Consider the following 12,340-nt stretch of genomic DNA (forward strand, 5'->3'; position numbering starts at 1 on the left):
GGCCTCAGCGCCGCCGGTCCCCCCACCCCCCGCGGCCGTTCAGTAGACGAGTGGTTTTGAACCGTCTCCTGTCGCCCTGGTGCAGCCGCGCATAGGTCCCTCTCCGGTATCCGGTGACTGAGTGTGATATCCACTGGCGCCTACCTCGTCGCCGGGCGGCCCACCGGCCCCGCCCTGGATCGGACTCGCTCGCCTGGCGTCCGCCTAGCGTTCCCGCCTCGCCGCCGCAGGCCGGACCGTCTCGGATTCGACGCTGACGCTGGCTGCGGCGCTGGCCGCCGCATCCCGGCTGGCTTCCGCATCCCGGCTGGCTGCTGAATCCGGGCTGGCTGCTGTGGCCGGGCTGGCTGCTGTGGCCGTGGCGTGGGCTGGACTGGGGATGACCGTGGCGCCCGCGATGACGCCAGAGGTCGCGGCGGGTTCGGGTAGCCGGGGCTCGGAGCGGCCGAGACGGGGGCGGAACGGGCCGGCGGAGCGGGCCACGCGGGGAAGCCGCAGGGCATGGCCCCGGGGCGGCGCCGGATGCGGCTCGGACCGGCCGACTCCCTCCAGCCAGGCGAGCAGCCGGCTGTCCGGCGTCGTCGCGTCGACCGTCAGTCGGGCCAGGGCGAAGCGGTCGTCGGCGGGATGGGACAGCATGTCGCGCACCGCGCAGGCCGAGCTGTACCCGGTGGAGATCACCAACTGGCGGACGGACAGGTCGTAGCCGCCGCCGGGGTAGGCGAACGTGCGCGGCTCATCCCCGATCGCGACGGCGAGGCGGCGCCGAGAAAGCGTCAGCTCCGCGATCACGTCGGTACGGGCCAGCTCGTTCAGCGGTCTGCCGGTGTGTCCGGACCCGCCGATCTCGATTCCCAGCCCGCGGATGCGATGTAGGTCAGCCCGATGGAAATAACCCGGATCGCCAACACGTGAACTGGTCACGAAGACCGTGGCCGTCAGCCCCCACTCGGCCAGGCAGCGCAGCGCGTTCATTGTTTCCGCGCCGCCGTCGTCGAAGGTGATGACGAGCGGATTCTTCGGGGCGGATGCGACGCCGAGGGAAGCGACGTATCCGGACACCGTCATCGGCTGACGGCCGGCGGCGGCGATCAGGCGGCAGTGCCGCGCGAACGTCGGGAACGGCACGGGCCGACGTGGTGCGCCGCGGGTGGTGTGCGGGTCGAGTGAGCGGTAGCGCAGGACCGGGATCATCTGCTCGCGCCGGGCTGTCCGTAGACCGAGCGTCATCGCGGTCCGAGCGCGGGGCGGCGCGCGTCCCGCTCGCCAAGCGGTTCGGTCGAAGCGAACGACAAGCGGGCCTCCCTACGAACGCCGCGGGCATGGACGCGGCATCGGGTAATTGCGCCGAAGTGCGTCCGAGGAGTGAGTCCGTGATGCGGCATGGAATGTAGCATGCGTAGCCCCAATAGCCGGCGAACCCGGATCGCCGGTACCTTGCCAGCCCTCCGTCGACACCCATCATCATTGAGCTGATTATGAAAACAGAACTTTTCCGAGAGGTGTCGCCGCGCAATCAGTGGATCGCCGGGGGCGCGGATGTGGTGTGGAAGTTGCGACTGGTGCGTCCGGTGATCGCCTGGAGCGGCCGGCGCCAGGCCGGGTGCGGACCGTCAGCGCCATGTCGGATGGTCGGCTGCGGGGGTACGACGGCGGGGCGTCGGGCGGTGGCAGGGCGTCGGGGTGGCGGACGGCCCGCGATGTGCCCGGAGCCGGCCGGGGGCCGGGAAGGTCAGGAGGCCTGGCCGTCGCCGCGGCGCGGCTGGATCCGGGTGAAGGATCGGCAGTCGCAGCGCGCGCACTCGTGGCCCTTGCGGTAGTGCTGGTGCAGATCGCGGCCGTGGCCGCAGCGGCACCGACTCCACCACGAAGAGATCGCTCCCACGGAGAGCCTCCCTTTCTTGGCGCTACCACCCGATGACACTACCCGTACGCGTTCGGGCGTCGTGATGGCCGTGGGGGCTGGTGCGCGACCGGGAGGGCCTAGCGAGGGGGGCGTCGGCGGCGCTCGGCGCCTGGCGGCTGGGCGAGGGCCCGCTGGCGTTCCCGCCGGGCGACCTGCGCGCGCCGGCCGCGGAAGACTGCGGTGAGGGCGACGAGCAGGAAGGCCGCGAGCAGGATGGGCGCGTGCAGGATCATCTCCGAGCCGATGTCGATCGCCTTGTTCCGCAGCCCGGAACTGCCATCGCCGGTGGAGGGATCAAGATAGCCGACACCGATCGTGATGAGCGCGTACACCAGCGGTGGCATGATCACCACGCCGATCAGATCGTCGGTGTGGACCCGCGCCGCGACGAGCACGCAGGCGCCGATGAACAGCGTGCCGAACGCGTACTTCAGCGAGCCGAAGGCGACCGAGTCGATGAGGGCGCCGACGCCGCCGATAACCAGCACGATGATCCCGGTTCCGAGCGCGGTGAGCCCTCGCCTGCTGCCGGTGAACAGCGTGGGCGGCGGTGCGCTCGTGCGGCCCCGCGAGCCGCGGACATACGGATCGTCGAACCTGTCGGCGCGCGCGGATCTACCCGGCGGCCCGGCTGACTGCCGATGTGGCGGCACACTCACGAAGGCAAGGTACCGCCCGGGGATTTCGAATGCGTCAGGACGATGCATCAGACCGCGGCATCGGCTCCCGTGTCGGAACCTTCGGTGGTCGAACCACTCCCTTGCGTCGTCCAGTCATTGTCTTTCTGGTCGTTTGCCCTCGATGTCCCTGCTTCCGCTTCCGGTGCGGTCCGATAGCCGACATCTCCAGGCGCGCCGGCCAGGAGCTCGGCCGCGGACAGCGGGCGCACGCCGGTCTCCACGGGTGTGGGGCTCGGCAGGACCGCCTCCACGACCTCCATCGCCGCCAGTCGGCGGGCGGGGGTCAGCACCCGGCTCTCCAGCGACCCGACGGTCGCGTTGAAATCCACGACCGCCCGCCCGAGTGAGCGGCCGAGCCTGTCGACGTGCTCGCCGAGGGTGCCCAGGCGCGTGTAGAGATCCCGGCCGAGCTCGAAGATCTCCCGGGTCCGCGCGGTCAGCGCCTCCTGGGTCCAGGCGTACGCGATGGTCCGCAGCATCGCGATCAGCGTCGTCGGGGTGGCGATGATGACCTTCCTGGCGGCGGCGTACTCCAACAGGCCGGGGTCGTGGTCGAGTGCCGGGGCGAGGAATGCCTCGGCGGGCACGAACAGCACCACGAACTCCGGCGAGGACGGCAGCCGCCGCCAGTACGCCTTGGCGCCGAGCCCGTCGACGTGGGCACGCAGGTGCCGGGAATGGGCGGCCATCCGACCGGTGCGGTGCTCCTCGTCGGTGCTCTCGGCGGCGTCGAGGAAGGCGGCCAGCGGGACCTTCGCGTCGACGACGACGTTTCGCCCGCCGGCGAGGTGGACCACCATGTCGGGCCGCAGGGGGCCGTCGTCGCCCTGGACGGTCATCTGCTCGGTGAAGTCGCAGCGGTTGAGCATGCCGGCGACCTCCGCGACGCGGCGCAGCTGCATCTCCCCCCACGCCCCGCGGGCCTGCGGCCGGCGCAGAACCGTGACCAGCGCCGCCGTCTCGGACCGCAGGCTCTCGGATGCCTCCCGGGAGAAGCGGACCTGCTCGACGAGCGACGCGTACGCCTCGGTGCGGGCCGTTTCCAGCTCCCGTAGCCGGCTCTCCACTCGGCCGAGGGTGTCACGCAGCGGGGCGACCATGGTCTCCACCGCCGCGCGGCGGGCGTCGAGATCGCCGCGGGCGCGCGCACCGGCCTCGTCGAGCCGGGCGGTGGCGAGCTCCACGAGCTGGCGGCTCGCCCCCTGGAGCGCCTGCGCGGACAGCGCCTCGAAGCTCTCGGCGAGCCGCTGCTGGCTCTGCTCGACCAGGGCCACCCGCTCGGCGCCCGCACGCTGCTCGTACTCCAGTGCCGTGCGCAGGCCGGACACGTCCGACTCGGCGAGCTGGGCCCGCTCGGTGCTCGCCGCGGCGGCCGCGCGGGCCTCGTCGCGCTCGCCCAGCACCGTCGCGTGCGCGGCCGCGAGCGCCGCGTGGCGTGGATCGGCCAGCCGGCGGGCGGCGAGAAAGCCGCCCACGGCACCGAGAGCCAGCCCGAGGAGGGTCAGCAGCGCGCTGGAGGTGTCCACAACGGAAAGGCAATCACGACCCTTCGCCAGTTTTGCGGCAAGCCGCCCGACGGCGTGGCGCCCGCGCCGACTGGTCGACGTCCCCACCGGGCCGGCCCGGTCCGGGCTGCCCGAACCCCGCCGGCGTGCTCCCCGCCGGCCCGTAGACTGATCCGCCATGGGCTTGTCGATCGGTATCGTCGGGCTGCCCAACGTCGGCAAGTCCACGTTGTTCAACGCCCTGACGCGCAATGATGTGCTCGCCGCGAACTACCCGTTCGCGACGATCGAGCCGAACGTCGGCGTCGTAGGCGTCCCCGACTCGCGGCTCGACGAGCTGGCGAAGCTGTACGGCAGCGCCCGCGTGGTGCCCGCGACGGTCAGCTTCGTCGACATCGCCGGCCTCGTCCGCGGCGCGTCGGAGGGCCAGGGCCTCGGCAACCGCTTCCTCGCGAACATCCGCGAGTCCGACGCGGTCTGCCAGGTCGTCCGGGTGTTCTCCGACCCCGACGTCGTGCACGTCGAGGGCAGGGTCGACCCGGCCGATGACATCGAGACGATCAACACCGAGCTCATCCTCGCCGACCTGCAGACCCTCGACGCCCGGCTGCCGAAGCTGGAGAAGGAGGCCCGCGCGGACAAGGCGAAGCAGCCGCTGCTCGCCGCCGTCAGGGCCGCCCGCGAGGTCCTCGACGCCGGCCGCACGATCTCCTCCGAGCCGAAGATCGACACCGACGCGCTGCGCGAGCTGTTCCTGCTCACCGCGAAGCCGTTCCTGTACGTGTTCAACGTCGACGAGGACGTCCTCGCCGACCCCGGTCGGTACAAGGAGCTCGTCGAGTCGGTCGCTCCGGCCGACGCGATCGTGCTGTGCGCCAAGGTCGAGGCCGAGCTCGCCGAGCTGGACGACGCCGACGCCGCCGAGCTGCTCGCCTCCCTGGGCCAGGAGGTCAGTGGCCTGGCCCAGCTCGCCCGGATCGGCTTCCACACCCTCGGCCTGCAGACCTTCCTCACCGCCGGCCCGAAAGAATCGCGGGCCTGGACGATCAGGGCTGGCGCGACCGCCCCGGAGGCCGCCGGCGCCATCCACACCGACTTCCAGCGCGGCTTCATCAAGGCCGAGATCGTCTCCTTCGGTGAGCTCATCGCCGCCGGCACCATGGTTGCCGCCCGCGCCGCCGGCAAGGTCCGCATGGAGGGCAAGGACTACGTCATGGCCGACGGCGACGTGGTCGAGTTCCGCTTCAACGTCTGATCGTTCCTGCCGCGCCGCTCGTGGGCCTCGGCGGGTGGGCCACACCCCGGGGCACGTCCCCGGACGGGCGGTCCGTGGTCGGATGCCGGCGAGTCGACCCGCCCCGCCGGGTAGAACCAGTCGAGAAGACGATGCGGGAAGCGGCGTCTCGGTCGGTCCCCGAGGCGGAGAGGCGGGTCGACGTGGCGGACGATGGCGAGCAGGCGCGGGACGATCGGGTGATCTGCCATCTGGTCGGGCGGACCGCATGGTCGGTCGGGGCGGCCGGGTATCGGCCGGTGAGTCTCGGCACCGAGGGGTTCATCCACTTCTCCACCCCGGAGCAGATCGTGGGCACCGCCAACCGGTTCTACGCGGGACGCGACGACCTGCTGCTCGTCGTCGTCGACCCGCAACGGCTCACCGCCCCGCTGCGCTGGGAGCCGCCCGCCGCCGTTGTGCCGGCGGCTCCCGTGGCGACGGCTTCCGTGCCGCCGGCTGCCGCGACGGCTTCCGGGCCGGCGACGGGGGAGCTCTTCCCGCATCTGTACGGGCCGATCGACGCCGGGGCGGTCGCGGCGGTCATCCCGTTCCCGCCGGGGTCGGACGGCACGTTCAGCGTTCCGCCCACCCTCTGGTGATCTCCAGCCAGCACACCGTGCCGGCCCAGCAGCCGAAGCGGGCGTAGCGGGCGCGAACCTCCCGCTCGTCCGCCGGGCCGGACAGGCCCGCAAGCTCGCCGATCCGGTTTCTGGCCCAGGCGTCGAGGGTGAGCCCGCGGGGGCGGCCGAGCAGGCCGAGCAGGCCGTCGGCGCTGACCGGGCCGAAGCCGGGCAAGGCGCGGATCTCGGCGGCCACCTCGTCGTCGCGAGGGCCCCGCGGGCCGCGGTCCCACCAGCGTTCGACGTCGAGGGTGCCTGCGTCGATCCGGTGGGCGAGCAGGGCCAGCGACCCGGCGCGGTAGCCCCAGCCCGCCTGGTCGCGCAGGATTTCGGGGCCACGTTCGGCGACGCCGCGAGCAACCGCCGCCGCGTCCGGGAACGCCCGTTCCCCGGCCGGGCCCCGCGGGCCGAACAGCTCCACCAGCGCGGCGAGCATCGACCGGGTCCGGGTCAGTGCGGCGTTCGTCGCGGCGAGCGCGCGGACCAGGTCCTCCCAGAGGCTCGGGGATCGCAGCGGCCGGCCGTGGCCGCCGGCGGCGACCCAGGCGAGATCCGGCTCGTCGGCCAGCGCGGCATGCAGGTCGGAGAGGTCCTCGTCGAGCGCGAGCGAGTGCCGAACCTGGCGCCGGATGGCCTCCCGGTCGGCGGCGGCGCCGGCCGTGCGGCCCCAGCTGACGACCAGATGCGGACCGATGCCGCCGGACAGCGCGTCGCCCGGCGCCCCGCCCCACGGCCCGCAGCGGTCCGGGGCGGCGGGGGCGGTGGCCTCGCGGACGGTGGCCTCGCGGACGGTGATGGTCAGTGGCCCGGCCTGCGGGGTGGCCAGGACGCGGTGCCACTCGCCGCGGTCGATGTCGAAGCAGGACGGCCCGAGGCCGCTCGCCGAGTGGCTGAGCGTGACCGCGGCCAGCCGGAAGCCGGGCGGCAGCGGGCCGAGGCGCAGCGTCCCGGCGCGGGGGAGGTCGGCGCCGGCCGGCAGCCGGCCGAACCGGCCGCCGGCACGGATCTCCGCCGCCGCCTGTGCGCCCACCGCCCGCGATCACCTCCGTCGTACGTCTGAGGTGATCATGCCGCATGCTGGATCGGTCAGTAGGAAACGCCCGCCGAGTAGAGGATCTGGGAGATCTTCCGGGCCAGGGCGACGTCCAGCTCGGTGACGCCGCCGACGGAGTGCGTCCAGACGGTGAACGTCGTGGTCCCCGGTCCGTGGTCGATCACCGGATGGTGATCCATCTCGTCGGCCGCGTGCATCACCTCGGCGACGATCGCGTCGGCTTCGTCGCCGTCGATCATGATCTCCAGTTGGATCCGGTCGGCGTCGCCGAGCCAGCCGGGAAGCGACGTCAGTGCGTCCGCGACCTCGGCGCTGTCCAGTTTGGTCGGCATGCTGCTGCCCTCCGTCTTCGGGCCCGGCGGTCCGACGACCCCGGGCCGGGGTTGACTCGCTGTGTGCCTAGTCGCTCACGGGTTGGTCGGCGCGGCGGCGCGCCGGACCCGGATCCGATCCGCCGTTGTCGTCGTCGCAGCTCCCGCACCAGGTCGACCGTCGGCGGATGGCCCGAACGGGCCATCCGACCCGAACCGCTGGTATCCGATCCGTCGGCGGCCGGAGTCTGGGAGAGTCCGGCACCATGAATGCGGATGTGGGCGGCCCGCGTGCCGGCGCTCCTACCCCGCCGGGACGGGGTGCAACGTCCGGGGAGCAGGCCGACGGCGGCGCGCCGGGCGTGGCGGGGGGCCGGCTGGTCGTCGCGGTCGCCCTTCTCGACGACGAGCGCCGGGTGCTGGCCGCCCGGCGCCGCGAGCCGCGGGCCTACGCCGGCATGTGGGAGTTCCCCGGCGGCAAGGTCGAGCCGGATGAGGGCGAGCTCGACGCGCTCGTGCGGGAGTGCCGTGAGGAACTCGACGTCGAGATCGAGATCGGGCCGCCGCTGGGCGAGGTGGGTCTGGCAAGCCCGGGGTGGATCCTGCGGGTCTGGTTCGGGCGGGTCACCGCGCGCAGCCCCCGCCTGCTCGACCATGACGAGCTGCGCTGGCTGGCCGCCGCCGAGCTCGACGACGTCCGCTGGATGCCGGCGGACGGCCCGCTCGTCGAGAAGCTGCGCCGGGCGCTGACCGGCCCGGAGGCGATCCGCTGGCCCGAGCGGCCCTGACGCCGCTCCGCCCGCCGGGGCGAGGTGTCCGTACCATGGGCGGTGGCACGAACGTCGCCAGTGCCCGTCTGGCGGGCGCGTCGGCGTGCCTCGGCACCGATCGGCGTGGCGAAGTTCCAGCCACGGCGTTCGCGCCACCGGTTCCATGCGGCACCGTCCTTCGCACGGTGCCGTCGTCGTTGTTACGGGGTTGAGAGCCCCACGTCCGCCCCGGAGCGCCTCACCGTGTCCCTTCGTGCCGATCTTCGTAACGTGGCCATCATCGCCCACGTCGACCATGGCAAGACCACGCTCGTCGATGCCATGCTGCGCCAGTCCGGCGCCTTCGGCGAGCACGCTGAACTCACCGACCGCGTGATGGACTCGATGGACCTCGAGCGCGAGAAGGGCATCACGATTCTCGCGAAGAACACCGCGGTCCGTCACGGCGACATGACGATCAACATCATCGACACCCCCGGCCACGCCGACTTCGGCGGCGAGGTCGAGCGCGGCCTTTCCATGGTCGACGGCGTGCTGCTGCTGGTGGACGCGAGCGAGGGCCCGCTGCCGCAGACCCGCTTCGTGCTGCGCAAGGCGCTCGCGGCCCGGCTGCCCGTGGTGCTGGTCATCAACAAGGTGGACCGTTCCGACGCCCGGATCGCCGAGGTCGTCGACGAAACCTACGAGCTCTTCCTCGACCTCGACGCGGACGAGGAGCAGATCGACTTCCCGATCATCTACTGCAACGCCAAGGCCGGCCGCGCCTCGACGACCCGCCCGGCCGATGGGGCGAGCCCCGACTCGCCGGACCTCAAGCCGCTGTTCGACCTGCTGCTGGAGACCATCCCGGCGCCGTCGTTCGACCCGGACGCGCCGCTGCAGGCGCTGGTCACCAACCTCGACGCGTCGCCGTACCTGGGCCGCCTCGCGCTGTGCCGGGTGCACAACGGCACGATCAAGCGTGGCCAGCAGGCCACCCTGTGCCGCGCGGACGGCACCCAGCAGCGCGTCAAGATCAGCGAGATGCTGATAACCCAGGCGCTGGACCGGGTGCCGGCGGAGGAGGCCGGGCCGGGCGACATCATCGCCATCGCCGGCATCCCCGACATCACCATCGGCGAGACCCTCGCCGACCTCGACGACCCCCGGCCGCTGCCGGTGATCACGGTCGACGAGCCGTCGATCAGCATGACGATCGGCATCAACACCTCGCCGCTGGCCGGCAGGTCCGGCAAGAAGCTCACCGCCCGGCTGGTGAAGAACCGGCTCGACGCCGAGCTCGTCGGCAACGTGTCCATCCGCGTGCTGCCGACGGAGCGCCCCGACACCTGGGAGGTGCAGGGCCGCGGTGAGCTCCAGCTCGCCGTCCTCGTCGAGCTGATGCGCCGCGAGGAGTTCGAGCTGACCGTCGGCAAGCCGCAGGTCGTCACCCGGGTCGTCGACGGCAAGGTGCACGAGCCGGTGGAGCGCCTCACCATCGACGCCCCCGAGGAGTTCCTCGGCACGCTCACCCAGCTCCTCGCGCTGCGCAAGGGCCGGATGGAGCAGATGGTCAACCACGGCACCGGCTGGATCCGGCTGGAGTACCTGGTCCCCGCCCGCGGGCTGATCGGCTTCCGAACCGAGTTCCTCACCGAGACCCGCGGCACCGGCCTGCTGCACCACGTCTTCGACCGGTACGAGCCCTGGTTCGGCGAGCTGCGGACCCGGGCCACCGGCTCCATGGTCGCCGACCGCAGCGGGGTGGCCACCGCCTACGCGCTGTTCAACCTCCAGGATCGCGGCACGATGTTCATCGGGCCGACGACCGAGGTCTACGAGGGCATGATCGTTGCTGAGAACTCCCGGGCGGACGACATGGACGTCAACCCGACCAAGGAGAAGAAGCTCACGAACATGCGTTCGTCCACCGGCGACGAGCTGGTCCGGCTCACCCCGCACCGGGTGCTCACCCTCGAGCAGGCGCTGGAGTTCTGCCGCGAGGACGAGTGCGTCGAGGTGACGCCGGGCTTCGTCCGGCTTCGCAAGGTGGCCCTCACCGCCGGTGAGCGGGAGAAGCTGCGCTCTCGCCGCCGCTGACCTCCCGCCATCGCGCCATCGCACCCTCCGTCCTCCCGTATGGCCCGCGTGGCCTGCGTGGCCCGCGCCGGCAGCCCGTGTGGCTGGCGCGGGCCGTAGGGTCGGGATGGTGACGTTTGCTACCACGCCGTCGACCCCGGCCAGCTCGCCGTCCGCCCGCCGGCTGATGTTCGTCCACGCCCACCCGGACGACGAGGTGATCTCCACGGGGATCGCCATCGCCTCCTACGCCGCGGCTGCGGACACCTCCGTCACCCTCGTGACCTGCACGTTGGGGGAGGAGGGCGAGGTGCTGGTGCCCGAGCTGATCAACCTGCGGGCGGACCGCGGCGACCAGCTCGGCGGCTACCGGATCGGCGAGCTCGCCGGGTCCTGCGCCGCGCTGGGCATCACCGACCAGCGTTTCCTCGGCGGTCCGGGCCGTTGGCGGGACAGCGGCATGATCGGCACCCCGGCCAACGACCACCCCCGCTGCCTGTGGCGGGCCGACCTGGCCGAGGCCACGGCCGAGCTGGTCCGGATCGTCCGTGACGTCCGGCCGCACGTGCTGGTCAGCTACGACTCGAACGGCGGCTACGGGCATCCCGACCACATTCGGGCCCATCAGGTGACCGCGCGGGCCTTCGCCGACGCGGCCGACCCGGCGTTCGCCCCGGGCACCGGCGAGCCCTGGCAGGTCGCGAAGCGCTACGAGACGGCGCTGCCCCGCTCGAGCGCGGTCGCGGGCTTCGAGCACTTCCGCGACTCCGACGACCAGAGCAACCCGTTCGCCAACCTGAAGTCCGTCGACGACCTGGCGATGAGGCTCGTCGACGACGCCGACATCACCGCCGAGATCTCCGCGCCCGAGTTCTTCGACGCCAAGATCGCTTCGATGCGGGCGCATCGTACCCAGATGGCCGTCGACGGCTTTTTCTTCGCCCTCGCGGACGGCATCGGCCAGCGGGCGTGGGGCGTGGAGCACTTCGTGCTGGCCGCGGGCACCCGCGGCCCCGGTGACGGGCCCGACGGCCGCGAGCGGGACCTGTTCGCCGGCGTCACCTTCTGACCATCGCGGGAATCGCGCCGGCCTGCCCGCCGTTGATGCACATGTGCAGCGGTGTAACGCTGTAATCAGTGCACGTACGGGTGCAGGTCCGGGAGGTCGGATGCACGCCAGCAACGAGGGATTTCCCAGCCGGCCAGATGAGCCGCTGGACGCCTACTCGGCGATCGTCACCCGGGTCGCCGCCGCGCTGACCCCGTCGGTGGCCAGCCTGCGGGTACGGACGCAGCGCGGAGCCGGGGCGGGATCGGCCGTGGTGTTCACCGACGACGGTTTCCTGCTCACCTCGGCCCACGTCGTCGAGGGGCATCTCGGCGGCGGTGGCTCTCCGGTCGGGCTCGCCCAGTTCGCGGACGGGACGGAGCGCGAGTTCGACGTCATCGGCGCCGACCCGCTCTCCGACCTCGCCGTGCTGCGCGCCCGGGGGGCGACGCCGCGGGCCGCCCTGCTTGGCGACGCCGCCGGGCTTCAGGTCGGCCAGCTCGTCGTCGCCGTCGGCAACCCGCTCGGGTTGACCGGCAGCGTGACGGCCGGCGTCGTGAGCGCGCTCGGCCGGTCGCTGCCGACCCGGGCCGGCTCCGCGGTGCGGGTGGTCGACGAGGTCATCCAGACCGACGCGGCGCTGAACCCGGGCAACTCGGGCGGCGCACTCGGCACGGCCGACGCCCGGGTGGTCGGGATCAACACCGCCGTCGCCGGGGTGGGGCTGGGGCTTGCCGTCCCTGTCAACGCGGCGACCCGGAAGATCCTCGCCGCGCTCATGCGTTACGGGCGGGTGCGCCGGGCCTACCTCGGCGTGGCCGGGGTCCGGGTCCCGCTGCCGCCGGCCGTCGCGGAGCGCACCGGCCAGAGCCACGGCGTCCGCCTCGCCGAGGTGGTCGTCGACAGCCCGGCGGGCGGCGCGGGTCTGTTCACCGGGGACCTCGTGCTGTCGTTGGACAGGGTTCCCATCGTCACCCCCAGTGATCTCCAGCGGCTGCTGACGGAGGCCACGATCGGCCGCGCGGTGGAGCTGACGGTCTGGCGGCGCGGCGCCATGGTGGACGTCATCGTCGTTCCCCGGGAGCATCGCGAGGGCTCAGGTGGTGACGAGC

11 protein-coding genes are annotated in these 12,340 nt (G+C 72.6%); 6 read left to right on the plus strand and 5 right to left on the minus strand.

The features are described 5' to 3' along the window. Positions 1-204 precede the first annotated feature (204 nt). From NBZ83_RS23595 to NBZ83_RS23605, 3 genes are all read right to left on the minus strand, one after another. Positions 205-1,230, minus strand: a complete 1,026-nt coding sequence (locus NBZ83_RS23595; RefSeq protein ID WP_261565022.1) for a polysaccharide deacetylase family protein — start codon at positions 1,228-1,230, stop codon at positions 205-207. A gap of 753 nt (positions 1,231-1,983) precedes the next feature. Next, positions 1,984-2,613, minus strand: a complete 630-nt coding sequence (locus tag NBZ83_RS23600) for a DUF6542 domain-containing protein (RefSeq protein WP_261565021.1) — start codon at positions 2,611-2,613, stop codon at positions 1,984-1,986. Next, positions 2,613-4,112 (minus strand): DNA recombination protein RmuC, encoded by a 1,500-nt coding sequence (locus NBZ83_RS23605; RefSeq protein ID WP_261575814.1) that lies wholly within the window; start codon positions 4,110-4,112, stop codon positions 2,613-2,615. The genes NBZ83_RS23600 and NBZ83_RS23605 overlap by 1 nt, the downstream gene beginning before the upstream one ends. 157 nt (positions 4,113-4,269) lie before the next feature. Between NBZ83_RS23605 and ychF the strand changes: the two genes are divergently transcribed. Then, positions 4,270-5,346, plus strand: coding sequence for a redox-regulated ATPase YchF (gene ychF, locus NBZ83_RS23610; protein ID WP_261565018.1), 1,077 nt, complete (start codon positions 4,270-4,272; stop codon positions 5,344-5,346). A 218-nt stretch (positions 5,347-5,564) separates the two neighbouring features. Further along, on the plus strand, positions 5,565-5,966 hold the full coding sequence (locus NBZ83_RS23615) for a DUF952 domain-containing protein (protein ID WP_261565066.1): 402 nt from the start codon (positions 5,565-5,567) through the stop codon (positions 5,964-5,966). On the opposite strand, the gene NBZ83_RS23620 is transcribed toward NBZ83_RS23615, so the two are convergent. Next, complete coding sequence (locus NBZ83_RS23620; RefSeq protein ID WP_261575815.1) at positions 5,941-7,017, minus strand: DNA glycosylase family protein; 1,077 nt, start codon at positions 7,015-7,017, stop codon at positions 5,941-5,943. The two genes, NBZ83_RS23615 and NBZ83_RS23620, sit on opposite strands and share 26 nt — an antisense overlap. Before the next feature lie 56 nt (positions 7,018-7,073). Then, complete coding sequence (locus NBZ83_RS23625) at positions 7,074-7,373, minus strand: 4a-hydroxytetrahydrobiopterin dehydratase (protein WP_261565016.1); 300 nt, start codon at positions 7,371-7,373, stop codon at positions 7,074-7,076. 245 nt (positions 7,374-7,618) lie between these two features. On the opposite strand from NBZ83_RS23625, the gene NBZ83_RS23630 reads away from it, so the two are divergent. From NBZ83_RS23630 to NBZ83_RS23645, 4 genes are all read left to right on the plus strand, one after another. Continuing rightward, on the plus strand, positions 7,619-8,140 hold the full coding sequence (locus NBZ83_RS23630; RefSeq protein ID WP_261565015.1) for a (deoxy)nucleoside triphosphate pyrophosphohydrolase: 522 nt from the start codon (positions 7,619-7,621) through the stop codon (positions 8,138-8,140). 225 nt (positions 8,141-8,365) lie between these two features. After that, entirely contained in the window at positions 8,366-10,201 is a 1,836-nt protein-coding gene (gene typA, locus NBZ83_RS23635) for a translational GTPase TypA (RefSeq protein ID WP_261565014.1), read from the plus strand. 166 nt (positions 10,202-10,367) lie between these two features. Then, positions 10,368-11,249: an N-acetyl-1-D-myo-inositol-2-amino-2-deoxy-alpha-D-glucopyranoside deacetylase gene (gene mshB / locus NBZ83_RS23640; RefSeq protein WP_261565065.1), complete on the plus strand. Its 882-nt coding sequence runs from the start codon at positions 10,368-10,370 to the stop codon at positions 11,247-11,249. A 100-nt stretch (positions 11,250-11,349) separates the two neighbouring features. Then, positions 11,350-12,340: S1C family serine protease (locus tag NBZ83_RS23645; protein ID WP_261575816.1), on the plus strand; the 991-nt coding region annotated here is incomplete at its 3' end.

Origin of the sequence: Frankia gtarii (assembly GCF_025403375.1) — a bacterium.
In the GTDB taxonomy this organism is placed as follows: domain Bacteria; phylum Actinomycetota; class Actinomycetes; order Frankiales; family Frankiaceae; genus Frankia; species Frankia gtarii.